This window comes from Myxococcus sp. RHSTA-1-4 (assembly GCF_020037125.1).
In the GTDB taxonomy this organism is placed as follows: Bacteria; Myxococcota; Myxococcia; order Myxococcales; family Myxococcaceae; genus Myxococcus.
Map to the genome: position 1 here is coordinate 783,097 of NZ_JAIQDG010000001.1, position 19,565 is coordinate 802,661.

Here is a 19,565-nt window from a genome sequence, read left to right on the forward strand (position 1 = left end):
CCCCCGACAGCGCGGGAGCCGCCCGTGCAATGCCTTGCATCGCGCCGCGCGGCCCGGGGCCGCCAGGAAATGAGAAGGGCGGAACCCTTCAGCGGGTTCCGCCCTTCCAGACAGCTCAGCGCGGCTTCACCCCGGCCTACGGCTGCTCGGTGGGGCTCTGCGAGCTCTGCGGCTGGCGAGCGCTCCGAACGACGAAGTCCGCGAAGTTGTTGTCCGTGTCCTGACCGTTGCCCGCGTTCTCATCAGCGCCGCCCTCCGCCATGGTGTCGGAGGTGGAATCAGCGCGGGCCTTGCGCTCGAGGCTGCCGCCCGCGGCCGGGTGGGCGGGAGCCGCGGTGCCCTCGGGCTGGTTGGCCGTGCCGTACCCCAGCTTGTCCACCGTGTTGGGGTCATTGAGGTTCGATGCGGTCAGATTCGGACCGATACGTACATGGCCGCCACCCGACGCCGCAGCGGACATGCCGAAGGTATCGTAGGTGACGTCCGCAGCGGGGCTGCCCGTGTAACCGGTGTGCGCGATGAGCAGGTAACCATGGGCCTTGATGCGCTTGCCGTTCGGGATGTCGACCGACCCCGTGTAGGTGGTACCCGCGGCACTCTTGTACTGGAGCTTCCAGCCGCTCAGGTCGACGTCCGAGCCGGTCGGGTTGTAGAGCTCGACGAACTCGTCCGTGTCGCTCGTAACCCCACGCGCGGAGAGCTCGCTGATGACCACGTGGTCGACGGCGGGGCGCTGGGCGACGGTGATGGCCGCGCTCTGCGTCACGCCGCCATGGGTCGCCGTCAACTGCCCCTGAGCCGGGGCCGAGCCCGCGGTGAACGTCACCTGGGCACTGGTCTGCCCCTCGGCGATGGTCACCGTGGAGGCGGACAGGCTGCCCAGCCCCGAGGCGGGCTCCAGCGCCAGGTTCACCGTGAGGCCTCCCGCCAGCGCCGGCCGGTCCAGCGTCACGGTGAAGGCCTGCGTCGCGTCGAAGTACACCGTCGCCGTGGCCGGAGTCAGCGCGGCCAGCTTCGGCGGCGGCGGCGTCACCGTGAGGTCCGCGGTCCGGGTGATGCCGTACAGCGAGGCGGACACCTGGCCCGCGCCCCCACCCTCCGCGTCCGCGGTGAAGGAGAAGGTGGCCTGCGTCGCGCCCGAGGCCACCGTCACCGTGGCGGGCACGCTGCCGTAGCGGGAGACGCCATTGCCCGGAATGGCCGCCAGCGGCACCACGGTGTCCGCGGGCGCGGCCCGGTCCAGCGTCACCCGGAACTCGCGGGTGCCACCGGCCGCCACCGGACCAGCCTCGGTTGCCGCCACCGACACCAGCCGGGGCGCGCTCTGGTCCACCGTCACGGTGGTGCTCGCGCTGCCGGTCCCCAGTTGCGCCGTCAGCGTGCCGGCGGTGCCCGTGGCACCCGCGTCCACCGTGAAGCTGAGGGTCGCCTGCATCGCGTTCTCCGCCACCGCCAGCGTCCCGTTCGCCACGCTGAAGGTGCCCAGCTCCACCGGGTCCGCGCTCAGCGCCACCGTGGTGTTGGCGGGCGCCGGCCGGTCCAGCTCCACCGTGAGCGTCACCGTGCCACCGGGCACCAGCGTCGCCTCGGCGGGGTTGATGCGGCTCAGCGTGGCCTGCTCGTTCTCACCAAGCACCCGGACCGTGGCCTGCTGCGAGGAGCCGCCCAGCGTCGCGGTCAGGGTGACGCTCTCGGCCTGGGCCAGCGGGCTCAGCTTCACCACCGCGGACGTCTGGCCCGCGGGAATGGTCACCTCGCCGCCCACCACGCCCAGCGCCGACGGGGCGCTGGAGGTGACGGCCACGGTGACATCCTCGGGGAAGGCGGAGGCCATCGTCACGGTGAGCACCTGCGGGAAGGCATCCCCCGTGGTGGAGCCCACGCGGATGTACGGACCGCCGCTGAGGCCCGTCAGCGCGGGCAGCGGCGGACGCATGTCGCGCGCGCTGCGCGGCAGCAGCCGGTACTCGTTGAAGCCGTAGGTCAGCACGCCCTTCAGCGAGACGTACCGCGTCCCCACCGCCGGCAGCGGGAAGTCGTAGGCCTGGTCGTCCACCTTCAGGCCGGAGCGGGCCGGGTCCGCGCTCGGGTTCTCGTCCACGAGGATGGAGCCGCGGGTGTCCTCGCCGCTGATGACGAAGACCTCTCGCAGCTCCAGCAGCACGCCGTCCAGCGCCGCGGCGCGGGGCCCGTTCGTGCGAACCTCCTCCGAGCGGACCACCACGGGGGCCGGCAGGGCGTTGCCGGAGCTGAGCCGGGTGAACTGCACGTTCGTCAGCTCGAGCACGCCGAAGTAGACCTTCAGCGTCGCCTCGGTGATGTCCAGCCGGTCTCCCACGGCGACGTCCGCCTTGGGCCCGTAGACGTAGATGCCCGAGTGCTCCACGCCCCGGCCCGGCAGCGGCGGGTGCACCTGGACGAAGTAGCCGTTGTTGCCGGTGGCGTTCACCGCCGTGACGAGGACGTCCGTGAGCGACACCTTGGAGTTCAGCAGGGGCACGCTGCCGTTCACCGGAATCTTCAGGTCATACACGGTGGTCGGGCACGCGGCGCCATCCGGGTTCGCGACGGAGCACGGGTCGCACGCATCCCCCTGGCCGTCCTGGTCCGAGTCCGTCTGCTGCGGGTTGGGCGCGTAGGCGCAGTTGTCGCCGGGCGTCACGATGCCGTCGAGGTCGGCGTCGGTCGGGTCGGCGTTGGCGCAGGTGCCCCCGGCCTGCTCCGGGCAGCCGTCGCACGCATCCCCCTTGCCATCCGAGTCCCGGTCCGCCTGATTCGGGTTGGCCAGGAACGGGCAGTTGTCGCGCCAGGTGGCCACGCCGTCGCCGTCATCGTCCGCCGGATGCGCCGCGCCGCAGTTGGTGGAGTCGGCGTCCAGCGGGCACGGGTCACACGCGTCACCCAGGCGGTCGCCGTCCGCGTCCGCCTGCGCGCCGTTGTCCATGGGGCGCACCGGGTTGAAGATGGCGGGGCAGTTGTCCACGTCGTCCGTGAGGCCGTCACCGTCGTCGTCGTTCTCGCGGACCTCGCTCGTGTAGACGGTGGAGCCGTTGCGGGAGGCCAGCCACGCCTCGTTCATGGAGGCGCGGCGGGGCGAGCACACCGGCTCGTTCTGCGGCGTGCCGCAGGCGAACAGCGGGTACGCGCTGCTGTTGGCGGACCGCAGCGCCGCGAGGTTCTTGCCCAGCTCCGACTGGAGGCACACCGCCTTGGCGGCGCCGCAGACGTCCAGCGTGTCGCAGGTGTCCGGGCCCTTCAGCGCATCCACCAGCGCGCCGTCACCGTAGAGCGCCTTGCCGCCACGCAGGGTGAGGACCACGTCCTCGGGGTTGGCGGTGATGACCGCGCGGTGCGGAGAGTCGGCGAAGGCGCGCAGCTTGAAGATGGCGAGGTCGCCCACCTTGCCCTTCTCGATGCGGCCCACCTTCTCGAAGACGTCCGTCAGGTCCGCGGCGTTGGCCGTCGCCATGCGCCAGAGCTGCTCGTCGGTGAACGTCCGCGCGTAGTGGGTGGCGTTGAGGTAGTCCGCGCACTGCAGCTCGCGCAGCATGTTCATGGAGCCGGACTGGAGCCAGTCGGTGCCCAGGGCGATGCTCACGCCCATCCGCTTGTACGCCGTCACCATGGCCGTGTCGCCGTACAGCGCCACGTTGGAGCGCGGAGACCAGATGAGGCCGGTGCCCCGCTCCGCCATGGCGGCCATCTCCCGCGCCGTCAGGCCGATGCCGTGGATGATGGCCGTGCGCCCGAAGAGCACGTCGGAGCCGCCCGAGGCCAGGCAGCGGAACTCGTTGGCCGCCCGGGCGTCGATGCCCTCGGAGACGTGGGGCAGGTACGCGGCCAGCTTCGGAAGCCCGCCGGACGCGGGCAGCGACGGGTAGCCGCAGCCGCTGGTGAGCGTGTCACCGCCGCTGTCACCCAGCGGGAAGGTGTCCGAGTCCGAGTAGCCCTCGTTGAGCCCTTCCTGCCGGGCCACCGTGCTCATGTCCAGGTTGCGCAGCAGGCCCGGAGCCCCGCCCGCGCCAGCGGTGGAGGTGGTGCCGGCCATCAGGTGCCGCAGCTCCTGATAGCTCACCAGGTCACCGCTCTTGCTTCCGCCGTTGCGGACCTCCGTGTGGCCGTTGGCGCCGGTGCGCCAGTCATGGCGGTGCTCGAAGCGCTCCTCGACCTTTTCCTGCGCCGCCACGTACGGCTTGTCCACGTAGGTGATGTGGTCGTGCGGGTTGATGAGGCCCGGGGAGATGACACCCGTCGGGCACGACACCTGCGTGGCCGAGGCGGCGCCCGCCGCGGTGGAGCAATCACACGCAGCGCACTGGATGACGCCCTGCTCGTCCACCAGCACCTGGCCGCCCAGCAGCGTCTCGCCGTCCTTCAGTACCACGCCCGTGAAGAGGCGCGCGCCGTTGCCGGCCTTCGTCACCTCGCAGGTCGCCCCGCTCGCGAGCGCGGGCGCGTTCGCGGCGGCGCAGCGGGTCGGCGCCTGCTGGCAGTTCGACGGACACGCATCCCCGTCCAGGCGGTTGCCGTCGTCACACGACTCCGTGCTCTCGACGCTGCCGTTGCCACACGTGACCTGGGCCGGCGTGCAGTCCGCCTGGCAGCCATCACCGTCCGTCGTGTTGCCGTCGTCGCATTGCTCGCCCGGCTCCTGGACGTTGTTTCCACAGACGGCCGGAGCGACGCCACAGCCATCTCCCTCACAGGGCTTGGGGTCGTCGGAACATCCGGCGTGGAAGAGGAGGACCGCACCAAGCGCGGCCAGTACCAGGCGTGAGGAAATTTGCATCTAGTGGGTCTCCCGGCGGACTCCGCCTGGGGGAAGGTGACGGGTCCTTTGCACGCAAAGAGCGTACTCGCTGAAACATTTCAGCGACACCTTACGTACTGAGTCCAGCGCCCTTGAGTGCCGGAGGGGCGGATGTGCCTGGGAGTGCGCCGCCACCACACTCCGGGTCCACAAGCGTCGTATCGTCCACCCTTCGATAGATTGAGAAGACGCCATGACCGCCCAGACCGCCACCAGCCCCGTGTCGCGCTTCCTCGACGGACATCTGCGACGCGATGCGCAAGCGAGGGAGCTGTCCGTGGCCCGCTTCATGGCGGGGCTGTCCGGCGCCTCGGTGGTGGTGGCGGCGGCGCTGGGTTCCTCCATCGGCTGGGGGCTGACGCAGGCGCTGATGGGGCTGTCGGCGGTGCTGTGCGTCTACTACACGGTGCTGTGGCGGGTGCTGCGCTCCGGCGTCTTCCACCCGGCCGTGCCCTGGCTCAACGTGGCCATCGAGGTGAGCATCCCCGCGGTGGTGCTGGCTTTCGATTTGCGCTTCCAGGGCCCCATCTACGCGCTCACCGCGCCCACGCTCGTCATCTGGCCCACGCTGATTACGCTGGCCACGCTGCGCAGCAACCCGCGGCTGGCGCTGGCCGCCGGCATCCTCGTCGCCGCCGAGTACCTGGGCATCTACTTCCTCTTCGTGCGCCCGCTCCTGCCGGAGAACGCGCTCCTCACCCTCACCCCGCGCTTCATCGCCACCCGCGCCTTCTTCTTCGTGGCGGCCGGCGTCTTCACCGCCATCCTCGCGCGCCACTTCCTCCAGCTCACCCGAGGCGCGCTGTCCGCCCTGCGCGAGCAGGAGGTCATGGGCAAGTACGTGCTGCACGAGCGCATCGGCGCCGGCGGCATGGCGGAGGTGTACCGCGCCACCTACTGCCCCGAGGGCGGCTTCCAGAAGGCGGTGGCCCTCAAGCGCATCCTCCCCGCCTTCACGGACAACGAGGAGTTCGTCACCCTGTTCCGGCAGGAGGCGGAGCTGTGCTCCTCCCTCAACCACCCCAACATCGTCCAGGTGTTCGACTTGGGGCGCCACGGCGGCACCTACTTCCTGGCCATGGAGTTCGTGGACGGGCTGCCGCTGAGCGGCATCCGCCGGGGCCTGGGGCGCGGGCCGCTGCCCCTGGCCGCCGCCACCTGGGCCGCGGCGGAGCTGGCCGCCGCGCTGGACTACCTCCACCGGCGCACCGGCCCGGACGGCCAGCCGCTGCACCTGGTGCACCGCGACGTCAACCCGCCCAACGTGCTCGTCTCCCGCTTCGGTGACGTGAAGCTGTCGGACTTCGGCATCGCCCGCGGCGCGGCGCGCGCCCAGCTCACCCTGGCCGGCAGCGTGCGCGGCAAGCTGGGCTACATGGCTCCGGAGCAGGCCATGGGCCGTCCCTTCGACGGGCGCGCGGACCTCTTCGCCCTGGGCCTCACCCTCTACGAGTCCCTCACCGGCCAGCGTGCGCTGCAGGCCCCCACCGAGGAGGCGCTGATGCGCGCCGCGGTGGACCAGCAGATTGAACCACCCTCGCGCCTCAACCCCGAGGTGCCTCCGGCGCTGGACGCCATCGTCATGCGCCTGCTGGAGAAGGACCCGGCGCGCCGCACCGCCACCGGCGCGGAGCTGCGCGCACAGCTCCTCGCATTGGAAGGCCCGGCCGCTCCCTTCCCCCGGGGCCAGGCGCTCCTGGCCCAGGCGGCGCGTGACGCGCAGGAGCAGGCCCGGCGCGCCACCCAGACCCGGGAAGAGGCCGACGGCGTGCCCACGAGCCAGAAGCTCACCGCGCGCGTGTGAGGAAGCGCTGCGCCCCCGCCCGGGACGACCCTGATTAGAGGCCGCACACCGCCGGGTCCGCGTTGCGGAAGGAGCACAGCAGCTTCGGCAGGCGCCGCTTCCAGGCGGACCAGTCGTGCGGCGCACCGGGGTCGTTCCAGTGGGCCACACCGTAGCCGCGGCCCCGCAGCGCCGCGACGAAGCGCAGGCTCGACTCGCAGTCGTCGCCGCCCGGCTCGTCGTCGCGCGTGCAGCCCGCGCGGGGCGAGCCGTGGTCCACGTAGAAGCGCACCGGCACCACCGGCTCCTCACCCGCGCGCAGAATCATCGCGTCGCCGTCATTGCGGTCGATGACGCCGTCATGCGGCCAGAAGAGCGAGCCGGACTGGCAGCCCACGAAGCCGAACGTCTCCGGCATCTGGAAGCCCGCGTACACGGAGATGAGGCCGCCCAGCGACGCGCCGGCCACGCCGGTGTTCTGGGGCCCCGTCAGCACGCGGAAGGACGACTCCACGCGAGGCTTCAGGTCGTCCCGGAGGAAGCGCAGGGAGTCGTCCCCGCGCGGCTCCGGCCACTCCGGGTCCCGCTTGGGCGGGAAGGTGTACTGCGCGTTGCGCACCCGCTGCTCGGGCAGCGCCACGAAGACGAGCACCGCCGAGTCCTCCGGCCGCGCCGCGTAGTGCGTGTCCGCCGCGTCCGCGAAGGACTCGCGGGTGAGGCTCTCGTTGCCGTCGTGGAAGTACATGACGGGCAGCGCCGGGCAGTCCTTCCCGTCGTAGACCGCGGGCGTGTAGACGTAGACGTCACGCCGGTCGCCCAGCGCGGTGGCGGACACGCCGTACATCGCGGTGAGCCGCCCCTTCCCCGCGTCCTGCAGCTCCGGGTAGACGAGCGAGGAGAAGAAGCCCACGCCGTTCATGTTGATGCGGTCCCACGCCACGTGGCGCGCGCCCGGGTCCGCGAAGAAGTTGCCGTTCTTCACCAGCTTGTACGCCTGCGGGCCCGTGCGCGGCACGTCCACCTCCGCCACCCACAGGTCCGTGTCCCGCACCTGCACCAGCGGCGTGGCGGTGGCCGACCACTCGTTGAACTCACCGGCCACGGTGGTGCCCGGCGCGGACGCGCCCCGCACGAAGAAGGCCACGCGGGGGCGGGTGGCCGTCGCGTCGCTCACCAGCGGCGTGCCGCCCTGCTCCGCCACCGCCGCCACGAAGCGGTCGATGGCGGCGATGCGCTCCTCGCCCGTGGTGGCGCGGCTCATCGCGAGCTGCAGCTCCACCAGCAGCGAGATGGGCGCGCCGTGCACCGTCTTGTCGCGCTGGCACGCCCAGGAGGCCCCGGCGTCCGGCCCGGTGTCGGGCCCGAGGCCTCCGTCGGGGTACGTCTCGGTGAAGGGCGGGGGCGGAACGGAGGGGGCGCCCGGGGAATCATCACAGGCGGCCCACAGGGCCGCGCACAGCACGAGGGCGGACAGACGGCGCATCACGTTTCCAGGAGGCAGGGTGCCTTGTCGGAGGGGCGCTCAGCAGGCACCGCATGGGACCTGCGACAACATGTGGGCGGGGATGTACTACAGGCGTCGGCTCGCGCGCGAGAGGGCCCCCTCGCCGGGCTTCCGCTCACTCGTGGACACGCGCTCACCGCACCGCGCCTTGCGCCCCCACCACGGGGTGAGGGAGGTTATTCAGTACGCATGGCCCGCGCTCTGTTGCTCTCCCTCCTCGTGCGTCAGCACATGGCACTCAAGGAGAAGTTCCGCGCCAAGTACCCACACCCGTGGCTGGTGTGGGAGGCAGGGGCCTGGAACGTCCCGGAGACGCTCGAGGGAAACGTGGCCGCCACGCGGCTGCCGCTGACGGACCTGCGGGACTGCCTGCCCGCTGGAGACGCCATGTGCTTCGAGCTGATGGCCCTGGCCGAGCGCGGCCCCATCCGGCTGGGGCGCGCCTCCCACAACGCCATGGTCATCAACGACGCCACCGTGTCGCGCGAGCAGCTCCTGCTGGCCCCCACTCCGGACGGACGGTGGCAGGTGACGCGCCTGCCCGGCTCCCGCCCGGTGACGCTGGACGGGACGCCCATGGAGCCGGACCAGCCCGCCCTGCTGCGGCCGGGCCTCCAGCTCCAGGTGGGAGACGTGCGCCTCACCTTCCATGACGCGGAGGGCTTCAACGCGCGCATCGGCCGCATCGCCGAGCAGGTCATCGCGCAGGCCGCCGCGCCACGTTGAGCCCGGGCGCCGGCTACCGGAGCGGGCTGACGTTGCCCAGCGAGGTGGGGCGGGCGTCCGGGCCGCTGGTGGCCATGATGACGCCGGTGGTGACGAGCGCCGCCGCGGCGCCCATGCCGGCCCATACCCACCACTTGCGCGTCCACGGCCGGGAGACGGTGTTCCCCTGCTGGGGCGCGGGCTGGGTGAGTGCCCGGGCGGCGCGGGCCTCCATTGCGCGCTGCTCGGCCTCCAGCTCCGCGCGGCGGCGGGCCGCGGCCTCCGCTTCCGCCTTCGCCGCCTCGGCGCGGGCCCGCTGCACCTGCTTGTCCTGCTCGGCGCGCTCGCGCTCCAGCCGCCGGGCCTCCTGCTCGCGGGCCCGGGCCTCCATCTCCTGCACCAGCCCACGCACCGCGGGCGCCTGGGACTCGTCCGGCAGCAGCGACAGGTAGCGCCGGTAGAAGAAGGCCGCGCGCGAGAACTGGCCGAGCTGCCGGTGGCACTGGGCCATGTTGAAGAGGAACCCGGGCAGCGGCTTGAGGCGGTACGCCTCGCTGAAGGACGTGAGCGCCTTGTCGAAGTCGCCCACGTCGTAGGCCAGGTTGCCCTCCGCGAAGTGCTCGCGCGCCTGCGTCTCCGCGTCCGGCCCCTCCGCCCGCACGGCCGGAGGGGCCAGCAGCAGCGCCCCCAGCACGGCCAGCACCACCCCGCTACGGAGTGGCGAACGGGTCGATGACCGCATCACGCAGCCCTCTCTTGCGAGCCGCCGGCCGCGAGGCGCCGGCCGCCTGCCGAGGGGCCGTCTGCGCCTTGGCGAGCGGCACCTCCAGCACCGCGTGCGTGTCCAGCCGCACCTCCCGCTCCAGCGGGACGTAGCCGGCCAGCTCCACCCGCAGGCCGATGGGCGCGTCCGCGCCGGGAAGCTCCTTGATGAGCGGCGTGATGCCCAGCACCTCGCCCGTGTCCGCGCGCTTCACCTGCGCGCCCTCCGGGAAGGAGCGCACCGTGAGCGTGACGGGCGCGCGGGGCGCCACGGACTCCGCGGCCGTCGCCGCCGTCGCCGCCGCCATGGGGCCGGGCTCGCGCGCGGAGCGCAGGCCGGACCACGTGAGCGCTCCGGCCACCAGCGCCACCACCGCCGCGCCCGCCGCCAGCGCCATGCGCGGGCGCCACGGCACGGGCACCAGCATCCGCTTCGTGGGCCGCTCCGAGACGTCCTCCACCCGGTCGCCGGGCGCCTCCGGCACGCTCACGGGCGAGGGCAGCAGCAGGAGCGCCGTGGTCACCTCCGCCAGGGACTGCGGCCGTGCCTCCGGCTCCTTCGACAGGCAGCGCATGACCAGCTCGCCCAGCTGCGGCGGCAGCGGCTCGCCCGAGGGCAGGAACGAAGGCAGCGGCGGCGGCGGCTGGGTGATGATCTGCACCACGAGCTGGCCGAAGGCCGGAGCCTGGAAGGGCGGCCGCCCGGCGAGCAATTCATAGAGGATGTTGCCCACCGCGTAGATGTCCGCGCGGGCGTCCACCGGCAGTCCCGCCGCCTGCTCCGGGGACATGTACGCGGGCGTGCCGATGATGGTGCCGTCCAGCGTCCCCGTGGTGCTGCCCTCGGTCGTGAGGAGCTTCGCCACGCCGAAGTCCAGCACCTTCACGAAGTCCGTCTGGCCGGCGCGGTGGATGAGGAAGAGGTTGTCCGGCTTGACGTCCCGGTGCACCACGCCCACCTGGTGGGCCGCGCCCAGCGCCGCGCACACCTGCACGGCGATGCGCTGGATGCGCGCGAGCGTCAGCTTCTCCTCCTTCGCGAGCGAGGCGAGGCTCTGCCCCCGCAGCAGCTCCATGACGCAATAGACGTGGCCGCCCTCGCCCTCGTCCACGAAGTCGAAGATTTCGACGATGTGCTCGTGGTTGATTTGGTTGACGGTGCGCGCCTCCTGGAAGAAGCGCTGCACGAAGCCACCGTCGCGCGCGTGCTCGGGCTTGAGCACCTTGAGCGCCACCTGGCGCCCCAGCCGCGCATGGCGCGCCTGGAACACCTTGCCCATGGACCCCTCTCCGAGGAGCCGCTCGAGCTGGTAGTTCCCCAGCGTGGAGCCCACCCGCAGCTCCACGTCGGCGCGGTTGACTACGTCACCCACGGCGCCCCCTGCTGTGGACAGCACTGTCTGTGCGAAGAGGTCATCGGAGCCCATGGTGGGAAGAAGTTTCCATGCCCGGCTCCAACGGCAACCCTCCCGTGCGCCTCTGTCTTCCCAGGGACGGCGAACTTGTCGGCCTGTGAGAATTCGCGACGCCACCGGGTAGAAACTCCTCCCCGGCCGCACTCCCGGAAACACTCCTCCCTCCCGCCAGGGCCGTCATCCAGTGGCCATGCCAGGGCCTCGGCCCCCTCGTGGGGACTGACGACTGCCTGACAGGGGTGGGACGGAATCACGGCTGAAGGCTCATCGGGGAACGGGGTGGGATACGGGGCTCGTGGCGAGGGCCTCGGGGGAGGCCCCCGCCGCGAGCCGGGCACTCAGTTACACAGCCCGCCGGACTGGCACCTGCCCGTCGAGCCATTGGCGCGGGTGCATTGCTTCCCAAGGCAGTCGTCGTCCGCGCAGTCCGGCTTTTCATCCCCGTCGTTGTCGCGGGTGTCTCGGCAGTTGACCTCCGTGCAGGTGGACGCATCACACCAGGCGAACGCGTCCGACTGACCAGGGGTGCACGCCTTGAGGTTGCAGTCCGAGTCCGCGCAGTCGATGTCCGCGTCACCGTCATTGCTGATGCGGTCCGTGCAGTCGACCTCCGTCCGGGTACTGCTGGCGCAGGTGCAGCCCATGCCGCAGGTCTCGCCGGCGCAGACCGGGTCGGCGCAGTCGGTGCCGCCCACCCCGTCGTCGTTCACGCCGTTGTCGCACACGCCCTCGACGCAGCCGGTACGCGGGCCCGAGTTCTGGCAGATGAGGCCCTCGCCGCACACCTGCCGGTTGCAGTCGGGGTCCGCGCAGTTGAACAGGCCGTCGCCGTCCTCGTCACCGCTGTCGCGGTCGCAGAGCGTCTCCTTCGCCGTGCCGCTGATGCACGCACAGCCCTCGCCGCACGGCTGGTTGTCGCAGTCGTCGCGGTCCGCGCAGTTGAGCAGGCCGTCGTCGTCCTCGTCACCGCTGCCGTGGCCGCAGGCCGTCTCCGCCTTCCGGCCGTTGCGGCACACGCAACCCGTGCCGCACGACTGGTTCTCGCAGTCCTCACGGTCCTGACAGTCGGCGGGGCCGTCGCCCTCGTCGTCATTCCCGTCGCCGCAGTTCAGCTCGCCGCGCCGCACGCACTCGCCATTCACGCAGTTCTGCAGGAAGGTGCAGGACACGTCGCACCGGCCGCAGTAGCCGGGGTCCGTCTGGAGGTCGAAGTCCTCATCCACCCGGCCGTCGCAGTCGTCGTCCTGCCCGTTGCACTCCTCGTTGATGGGCAGCACCTGGTTGACGCAGGTGATGCCGCCAGTCCTGGTGCACGCGGACTGGCCCGGGCGGCAGGTGCCCACGCCGCTCGTGCCCTCGGGGCCCGTGTAGCAGGAGGCGTCCAGCTCATCGATGGCGCCGTCGCAGTCGTCGTCCACGCTGTTGCACAGCTCGTCCGGCTCGGGCAGGCAGCAGTACTTCGGCCCGTCGTTGGGCAGCGCCGTGCACACGTAGCCGTCGCCACCGCAGTCGGCGTCCGCGCCGCAGGTGTACGGAACGTCGTTGGGAAACTCCACCTTGCAGCCCGCCGCTCCGGACAGGAGCAGCAGGGAGCAGAGCGCTCGCAGCCAGGGATTGAAGGTCATCATGGTTGTCAGAAACTCCCGCCGACGACGAGGTGGAGCGCCGTGGAGGCACCACCGGGCCCGCCCGGCTCCAGGGTGGCCTTGGGCGCGCTGCGCGTGGGCACCACCACCAGCCACACCACGCTGCCCGCGGCCACCACGCCGCCACCGGCGATGAGCGCCGTGGCCAGGTTCGCCTGCGACTGCGCGTCCAGCCGCTCCTTGCGGCTCACGTCGAAGATGCCGTCCCCGTCCGCGTCACCCGCGCGGGACTCCACGTCCTTGGCCCCCATCCCCAGCACCACGCCCGCGCCCACCGCGGCCAGGCCCACAATCGCGGTGTAGAACGCCGGGCGCTTGAAGAGGGACTGCCCACCGCCGCGGCTTCCGGACACCCCGGCCACCGCATCGTCACCAGGGCCCTCCGGCGCCGGGCCGGAAATCTCCAGCCGCACGTCCACCGACTCGCTCGCGCCGGGCTTGAGGTCCAGCGTCCGGGTGAAGGTGCTGTACTCGTCCGCGGACACCTCGAGCTGCGTGGTGCCCGGGGGCAGGCGCGCCTCCACGCTGCCCACGCCGAGGATGCGCTCGCCCACCTTCACCACCGCCTGTGGCACGTTGACCGCCACCTTCAGCACCGCGCGCGGCCGGGCCAGGGCCATCATCCGGTTGGACAGCTTCGTGGCCGCCTCCTTCTGGAAGGCCGCGTCGCGCGGGTTGCGCCCCGACACCACGTCCTCCACCACCACGCGGCGGTCCCGGTCATACGTCCATGCCCGCAGCGTCCAGCCCGCATCCTCCAGCGACAGTCGCGCGGTGGTGAGCAGGTCCGCGTCCAGCGCGTCCGCCGGCTCCGCCAGGCACGACACCTCCGTGCAGCGCACCGCCGCGTCATACCCCTCCGCCAGCCGCTCGCGCGTCTCCTGGAGGTTGGCGCCCAGCGTCACCATGCCGGAGGACATCGCCCCGCGCGCCAGCGTCTTCAGCCAGGCCTGCGCCTGCTGCGCGCCGGCGCGCTCGGGGGTGTCCAGCCCCAGCAGCACGAAGCGCGGCATCAGCGCCGCCTTCGGGTCGCTGTCTCGCAGGTCCAGTCCGATGTCCGGGCCAGGCTGCTCCTGGGCCGACGTGTCCGTGCTGAGGTCCAGGCCCAGGCCGCCTTCCTGGGCCCGCGCGGGGTGGACCCACAGCGCGAGCGCCAGCAGGGCAATGGAGGGAGCGGGGGGAATGCGCATAGACCCTGGTTCTACCCCGCCGCCCCCCACAACGGAATGACGCTCGGCCGCCCCCCTTTCACGGCCTCCCCGGGCCGCCCGTCAACCGGGTAGGACATGGCCGCCTGCCCTGCGCACGGCGGGGGCGGGGCTCGCTCCCGGAAGCTTGCCGGGGGCCGGGCCGGTCCTCATCTCCCTTCCTAAAGGAGATGAACCACATGGCGGATGGAACGCTCTGGATCCTGGTGGGCAACGCAAGCCGTGCGCGGCTCTTCGCGACCGACGCGAAGGCGGAGGGGAACTGGCGGTTGGTGGAGGAGTTCCAGCACGACGAGAGCCGGGCCAAGGCCTTCGAGCTGCTCAACCAGCCGGACAACCCCAACGCGGGCACCCTCCACGGCCCGCCCGTGGAGAACGAGCCCAACGGCCGCAGGGAGCTGGAGCACGACCGCTTCGCCCGCCAGCTGTCGGAATTCCTGGACAGGGGGCATGACCGGCATGCGTTCGACAAACTCGTCATCGCCGCACCTCCAGAATTCCTCGGCAGGATTCGCCGGCTGCTCAGCTCGCGGGTGAAGCAGCGGGTCCTCCTGGACGTCGACGCGGACTACTCCAGCGTGCCGGCCCGGGAGCTGCCCAACCGGGTGCCAGTCCTGTAGGAGCCAGGCAGGCAGGCAGGCGCGCGCCGTGCCCGGGGCGTCCCGGGCTCTGGTATACGCGAGGGGCCACCCTCCTCGGATGGTCCCTCGCCATCCGAGCCTTGAGAGACATGTCACTTCCCCTCATCGGCTCCCTGTCGCTGCGTGGGCGCCTCACCCTGTACGTCACCCTTCTCTCCGTCATCCCGCTGCTGACGCTCAACGCACTCCAGACGCGTGGCGCTCGGCGGATGCTGGAGGAGCAGATTCGCGCGTCGCTGCTACGCGAAGCGGAGGGCGTGAAGGACCTGATGGAAGCGACGCTCGCCGAGCGCGAGGCGAGCCTGCGAAGCTGGGCGGAGGACGTGGTGGTGCGCTCCGCGCTGCGCACGGGCAACACCCAGCCGGCGGACGCCCTGCTCGCCCTGCTGCAGCGCCGCTATCTCAGCCTCAACGGCATCGTCCTCTTCAACGACGAGGGCCACGCCGTGTCCGCCAGCACCCCGGCGCTGCGGGACGCGTACGCGGGCATGCACGACGCGCTGCGCGCCACCCCCTGGTTCCGCGAGGCGCGGCAGGGCCGCACCACGGGCGAGGGCGTCACCGTCGAGGACCCCGTCTTCGGCGTGCGTGTGCTGTCGCTGGCGGTGCCGGTGGTGGACCCGGCCACGGACACGCGCATGGGCGTGCTGCTGGCCGCCTTCGACTGGGCACAGGTGGACGGGCTGGTGCAGCCGGCGCTGGCCCGCGCCCACCAGCGAAAGCTGGACAGCTTCGCCCTGACGCTGCGGCGCGCGGACGGCGCGGTGCTCTTCGACTCGCGCGGCGCGGCGGCCGGCGGTGACGAGGGCCTGCTGGCGGTGGAGGCCATCAACGGCACGGACGTGAAGGACGTGGCGGACGGCTGGCGCTTCGTGGCGCTGGTGGACCCGGACGAGGCCTACGCGCCGGTGGACGGCCTGCACACCCTGGCGCTGCTGCTGGCCCTGGGCTTCCTGGTGCTGGCGGTGGCCGGCGCCTGGCTGCTGGCGCGCGGCATCACCCGGCCCGTGCTGGCCCTGCGCGCGGCGGTGACGCGCATCGTCCGCGAGGGCGACCTCACGCGGGACGTCGACGTGGAGGTGGGCGACGACGAGGTGGGTGAGCTGGCCGGCGCCTTCGGACAGCTCGTCAAGCAGCTCCGTGAGACGGCGCTGAGCCTGCAGCGCGGCACCCGGGTGCTCAGCGAGACGGTGGCGGAGCTCCAGCGCGCCTCCGAGCAGCAGGAGCGCAACGTGGCCCGCCAGGCCACCGCCTTGCAGGAAACGCAGGTGACGGCGCAGGAAATCAAGCAGACGTCGCTGCTGGCCTCGGAGAAGGCGGAGGACGTGCTCGGCAGGGCCTCGCGCGCCGAGGAGGTGGGCCGCGAGGGCGAGGAGGACATCCGCGACAGCCTCGGCGGCTTCCAGTCCCTGCTGGAGCAGTCCAAGCAGATGACCGAGCGCATCACCCAGCTCAACGAGCGCACGCGGCAGATTGGCGGCATCACCCAGACGGTGAAGGACCTGGCGGACCAGTCCAACATGCTGGCCCTCAACGCGGCCATCGAAGCGGCGCGCTCGGGCGAGCACGGCAAGGGCTTTGGCGTGGTGGCGCGGGAAATCCGCAACCTCGCGGACCAGTCCATCCAGGCCACGGAGCGGGTGCGCGACATCCTGAATGATTTGGGCGGCAACATCCTCTCCACCGCGAAGATGACGGAGGCGGGCCACGCGCGCGTGGAGGCGGGCGTGGAGCAGGTGCGCAGCAGCGGCGAGCGGCTGAAGGAACTGGCCACCATCATCCAGGACAACGCCGCGGCGGTGAGGCAGATTGCCGGCGCGGTGAGCCAGCAGAACGCGGGCATCGCGCAGATTTTCACCGCGGTGACGGACCTGTCCTCCATGATGACCGACACCCAGCAGAGCCTGGCGGCCACCACCCGGGCGGCGAAGCTGCTGCGGGAGGTCTCCGGGCAGATGCAGGACGTGGCTCGCGCCTACCGCACCTGAGGAGGAGGAAGACGCATGGCGTTGGTGAAGGCGGTGCTGTTGGATTTGGGCAACGTCCTCGTCTTCCATGACAACGCGCGGCTCTTCACCCGGCTGGGCGCGCGCGCGGGGCTGACGGGCCCGGAGGTGGCCCAGCGGCTCACCGGCGCGGGCTGGACGGACGCCAACCGGGGCCTCCTGGACGCCGAGGGCATCCGCCAGGACGTGTGCCGCGCGCTGGGCGTGGAGCTGCCCATGGCGGAGTTCGCCCCCCTGTGGAGCAGCCACTTCACCCTGCATGACGCGGTGCTGCCGCGCGTGGAGGGGCTGGTGGGCCGCGTGAAGCTGGGGCTGGTGTCCAACACCAACGCGCTCCATGCCGCGTACCTGCGGCCGCGGCTGCCGGTGCTCCAGCGCTTCGACGCGGTGGTGATGAGCTGCGAGGTGGGGCACGTGAAGCCGGAGCCGGACATCTTCCGCCTCGCGCTGGAGCGCGTGGGCTGCGCCCCGGGCGAGGCCGCCTTCTTCGACGACTTGCAGGAGTTCGTGGACACGGCCAGCGCGCTGGGCCTTCGCGGCCACCTCTTCACCACCGCGGACGCCTTCGACGCGCAACTGAAGGAGCTGGGCCTGTGAGGCTGGGCGGCTACGTCCTGCACCGGGACAACCGGGACACGCTGGAGCCCTGCCTGCGCGGGCTGCTGGCCCTCTGCGACGAGGTGGTGGCGCTGGACTCGGGCGCCACGGACGGCTCGGCGGAGCTGGCACGCTCGCTGGGCGCGCGCTCCGTGCCGCACGCATGGCGGGGCTACGGGGCGGCGCGCGACGCGGCGGTGAAGGCGCTGGGGCCGTGTGACTACGTCTTCTACCTGGACTCGGACGAGGCGCTGGAGCCCGGCGCGGTGGAGACGCTGCGCGCGTGGAAGGCGTCCTCCCCCACGGAGGCCGTGTACCGGCTGCCCCGGCGGGACTGGGCGGAGCTGGACGGCCACCGCTTCCTCTTCCGCACCCAGTGGCGCGCGCGCCTGGTGCGCCGGGACAGGGCCGTGTGGAAGCCGGAGCAGATTGTCCACGAGGCGCTCCCGAAGATGCCGGGCGGGCGCGTGCACGCGCCGATTGAGCACCGCTTCGCCACCTCGGTGGCGCGGCGCTCGGCGAAGGAGGAGCGCTACGCGCTGCTCTGGGCGCTGCGGGCCCACGCGGAGGCGCGGCGCCTCAAGCCCGTGGGCGTGCAGCGCGTGGCGTCGTGGGTGCGCGACTGCGTGCTGAAGGGCGCGCTGTGGCGCGGCGGGGGCGACGCGTCGCGCCTGGCGTGGGCCGTGGCGGGCTACCACGCCGCGAAGTACGCGTACCTCCGCGAGCTGCGCCAGGGCCACTACCCGGAGCTGGCGCGGGCCTACGCGGAGGGCCGCTATGACGAGGTCTTCACCCGCGTGCGCGACGGCGCGCTCGGCTGAAGCGGCCCCGCCGCGTCACTCGTACCGCGCCACCGGCTTCTCGTGCTTCGCCGCCTCGGCCCACTTCTGGAAGGCCGGCAGCGCGAGCACCGCGTCCCGGTACGCGGCGCACACCGCGTCCAGCGCCACGTCATAGGTGACGAAGCGGGTGACGACGGGGGCGTAGAAGGCGTCCGCAATCGTGAAGTGGCCGAAGAGGAACGGGCCGCCCTGGCCGAAGCGGGCGCGGCAATCGTTCCAGATGGCGGTGATTCGGGCGATGTCCTCCGCCACGCCGGGGGCGCGGCCCTGGCCCGGCTTGCGGGAGCGGATGTTCATGCTCATGTGCTGCCGCAGCGCCGCGAAGCTGGAGTGCATCTCCGAGGTGACGGAGCGCGCCACCGCGCGGGCCGTCTTGTCCTGGGGCCACAGGCGCGCCTCGGGGAACGTCTCCGCGAGGTACTCGCAGATGGCCAGCGAGTCCCAGATGGACAAGTCTCCGTGCTTCAGCAGCGGCACGCGCCCGCTGGGCGAGTGCTGGAGAATCTTCCCGGTGGTATCCGGCTCCCCGAGCTGAATCACCACCTCCTGGAACGGCTGCCCGGTCTGGGCCAGCGCCAGGTAGGGTCGGAGCGACCAGGACGAATAGTTCTTCGTACCGACGACGAGCGTGAGCTGGGGCATGGCGCGGAACCCTACAACGCCCTGCGCCCGGTGTGCCCCGCTTCGGAGACTTCAGTTCGCTGGACCGCGCCCCAGCAGCCTGCGCATCCGCGACAGCAGCGGCACCCGGTTGCGGAGCTCGGGCGGGTCGATGCGGTAGACGGCCACCGGCAGGCGGATGTTCTTCATGTCCCCGCGTCCCAGCCGCACCGGCGGCCGGGCCAGGCTGCTCTCCACCTGCCGCGCCACCGTCTCGCTGACGTAGAGCGTGCCGGGCCGGGCCAGCGCTTCGATGCGGGCCGCCAGGTTGACGCCCTCGCCGAACACGTCCCCGTCGCGGTGCACCACCATGCCCACATGCACGCCCACGCGCAGCACCGCGCGGCGCTCGGCGGACACCACCTCGTTACGCGTCTCCAGCGTGCGCTGCAGCTCCAGCCCGAAGCCCACGGCGGACGAGCCGTTCTCGAACTCCAGCAGGAAGCCGTCCTCCAGCCGCTTCACCTCTCGCCCGCCATGGCGTGGCAGCAGCTCGCGCACCAGCAGTGCGTGCTCTTCACGCAATAGTTGTTGAAGCGCGTCATCGCGCCAGGAATGCCGGCCAGGCCCTTCGATGCCCGTGAACAGGATGGCCGACAGCTTTCTGGGTTCCGGTGCCTCCACCACCATCGCTTCAGCTCCCCTCTCCCCCCGGCACAAACTGTCGAGGAGTCTACTTCACGACGAGGTCCCCGGTCCCAGCCGGGCCCCCCGTCCCGGCTGGGACCGGGCCCCGGACGACCCTTCGCCCGCGAAGGCGCGGCCGTACAACGGGTGCGTCCACCACCCCGGTACGTCACCGGCTCCGAGGGACCCGCCCTCCGCTTCCGACTCCGTCCTGAAGCGCCCGGTGGTGGACATTGCGTAATCCGCCCTATTCAGTGCTATCAGGATAGGTCATCCCTGACGCGATGCACCAACCCCCGGAGGAATCTCCACGTGGGGTGTCCACGAGCGGACTCAGGAGGTGGGGTGGGGTCCGGCCC

General features: G+C 71.9%; 14 protein-coding genes. 6 read left to right on the forward strand and 8 right to left on the reverse strand.

Going from position 1 to position 19,565, the window contains the following annotated elements:
• Window positions 1-136: 136 nt before the first annotated feature.
• A complete protein-coding gene (locus K8638_RS03190; RefSeq protein ID WP_223752877.1) occupies window positions 137-4,789 on the reverse strand; it encodes a lamin tail domain-containing protein in 4,653 nt (1,550 codons plus the stop codon).
• Window positions 4,790-5,003: 214 nt separating this feature from the next.
• On the opposite strand from K8638_RS03190, the gene K8638_RS03195 reads away from it, so the two are divergent.
• Window positions 5,004-6,614, forward strand: a complete 1,611-nt coding sequence (locus K8638_RS03195) for a serine/threonine-protein kinase (protein ID WP_223752878.1) — start codon at window positions 5,004-5,006, stop codon at window positions 6,612-6,614.
• A gap of 34 nt (window positions 6,615-6,648) precedes the next feature.
• Here K8638_RS03195 and K8638_RS03200 read toward each other — a convergent pair whose 3' ends face one another.
• The gene (locus K8638_RS03200; protein ID WP_223752879.1) at window positions 6,649-8,076 is read right to left on the reverse strand and encodes an esterase family protein; all 1,428 of its coding nucleotides are present in this window, start codon (window positions 8,074-8,076) and stop codon (window positions 6,649-6,651) included.
• A 210-nt stretch (window positions 8,077-8,286) separates the two neighbouring features.
• Between K8638_RS03200 and K8638_RS03205 the strand changes: the two genes are divergently transcribed.
• The gene (locus K8638_RS03205) at window positions 8,287-8,823 is read left to right on the forward strand and encodes an FHA domain-containing protein (RefSeq protein WP_223752880.1); all 537 of its coding nucleotides are present in this window, start codon (window positions 8,287-8,289) and stop codon (window positions 8,821-8,823) included.
• Window positions 8,824-8,836: 13 nt separating this feature from the next.
• Here the strand turns inward: K8638_RS03205 and K8638_RS03210 are convergent, their stop codons facing one another.
• The 4 genes from K8638_RS03210 to K8638_RS03225 form a co-directional block, all read right to left on the reverse strand.
• Entirely contained in the window at window positions 8,837-9,544 is a 708-nt protein-coding gene (locus K8638_RS03210; protein WP_223752881.1) for a tol-pal system YbgF family protein, read from the reverse strand.
• A complete protein-coding gene (locus K8638_RS03215; protein WP_223752882.1) occupies window positions 9,513-10,991 on the reverse strand; it encodes a serine/threonine-protein kinase in 1,479 nt (492 codons plus the stop codon). The genes K8638_RS03210 and K8638_RS03215 overlap by 32 nt, the downstream gene beginning before the upstream one ends.
• Before the next feature lie 326 nt (window positions 10,992-11,317).
• The gene (locus tag K8638_RS03220) at window positions 11,318-12,607 is read right to left on the reverse strand and encodes a hypothetical protein (protein WP_223752883.1); all 1,290 of its coding nucleotides are present in this window, start codon (window positions 12,605-12,607) and stop codon (window positions 11,318-11,320) included.
• A 5-nt stretch (window positions 12,608-12,612) separates the two neighbouring features.
• Window positions 12,613-13,815, reverse strand: coding sequence for a PEGA domain-containing protein (locus K8638_RS03225; RefSeq protein WP_223752884.1), 1,203 nt, complete (start codon window positions 13,813-13,815; stop codon window positions 12,613-12,615).
• A gap of 197 nt (window positions 13,816-14,012) precedes the next feature.
• Here K8638_RS03225 and K8638_RS03230 point away from each other — a divergent pair, with 197 nt between their 5' ends.
• The 4 genes from K8638_RS03230 to K8638_RS03245 all read left to right on the forward strand — a co-directional run bounded on the left by K8638_RS03230 (window position 14,013) and on the right by K8638_RS03245 (window position 17,898).
• Complete coding sequence (locus tag K8638_RS03230; RefSeq protein ID WP_223752885.1) at window positions 14,013-14,453, forward strand: host attachment protein; 441 nt, start codon at window positions 14,013-14,015, stop codon at window positions 14,451-14,453.
• Window positions 14,454-14,563: 110 nt separating this feature from the next.
• Window positions 14,564-16,462 carry a methyl-accepting chemotaxis protein gene (locus tag K8638_RS03235; protein WP_223752886.1) on the forward strand — a complete coding sequence of 633 codons (1,899 nt, stop codon included), beginning with the start codon at window positions 14,564-14,566 and terminating at the stop codon, window positions 16,460-16,462.
• Window positions 16,463-16,477: 15 nt separating this feature from the next.
• Window positions 16,478-17,077: an HAD family phosphatase gene (locus K8638_RS03240; RefSeq protein ID WP_223752887.1), complete on the forward strand. Its 600-nt coding sequence runs from the start codon at window positions 16,478-16,480 to the stop codon at window positions 17,075-17,077.
• Window positions 17,074-17,898 carry a glycosyltransferase family 2 protein gene (locus K8638_RS03245; RefSeq protein ID WP_223752888.1) on the forward strand — a complete coding sequence of 275 codons (825 nt, stop codon included), beginning with the start codon at window positions 17,074-17,076 and terminating at the stop codon, window positions 17,896-17,898. Before K8638_RS03240 ends, K8638_RS03245 begins: the two co-directional genes overlap by 4 nt.
• A 15-nt stretch (window positions 17,899-17,913) precedes the next feature.
• On the opposite strand, the gene K8638_RS03250 is transcribed toward K8638_RS03245, so the two are convergent.
• The gene (locus K8638_RS03250) at window positions 17,914-18,561 is read right to left on the reverse strand and encodes a glutathione S-transferase family protein (protein WP_223752889.1); all 648 of its coding nucleotides are present in this window, start codon (window positions 18,559-18,561) and stop codon (window positions 17,914-17,916) included.
• A 51-nt stretch (window positions 18,562-18,612) separates the two neighbouring features.
• Window positions 18,613-19,209 (reverse strand): adenylate/guanylate cyclase domain-containing protein, encoded by a 597-nt coding sequence (locus K8638_RS03255; RefSeq protein ID WP_223752890.1) that lies wholly within the window; start codon window positions 19,207-19,209, stop codon window positions 18,613-18,615.
• Window positions 19,210-19,565: the final 356 nt, after the last annotated feature.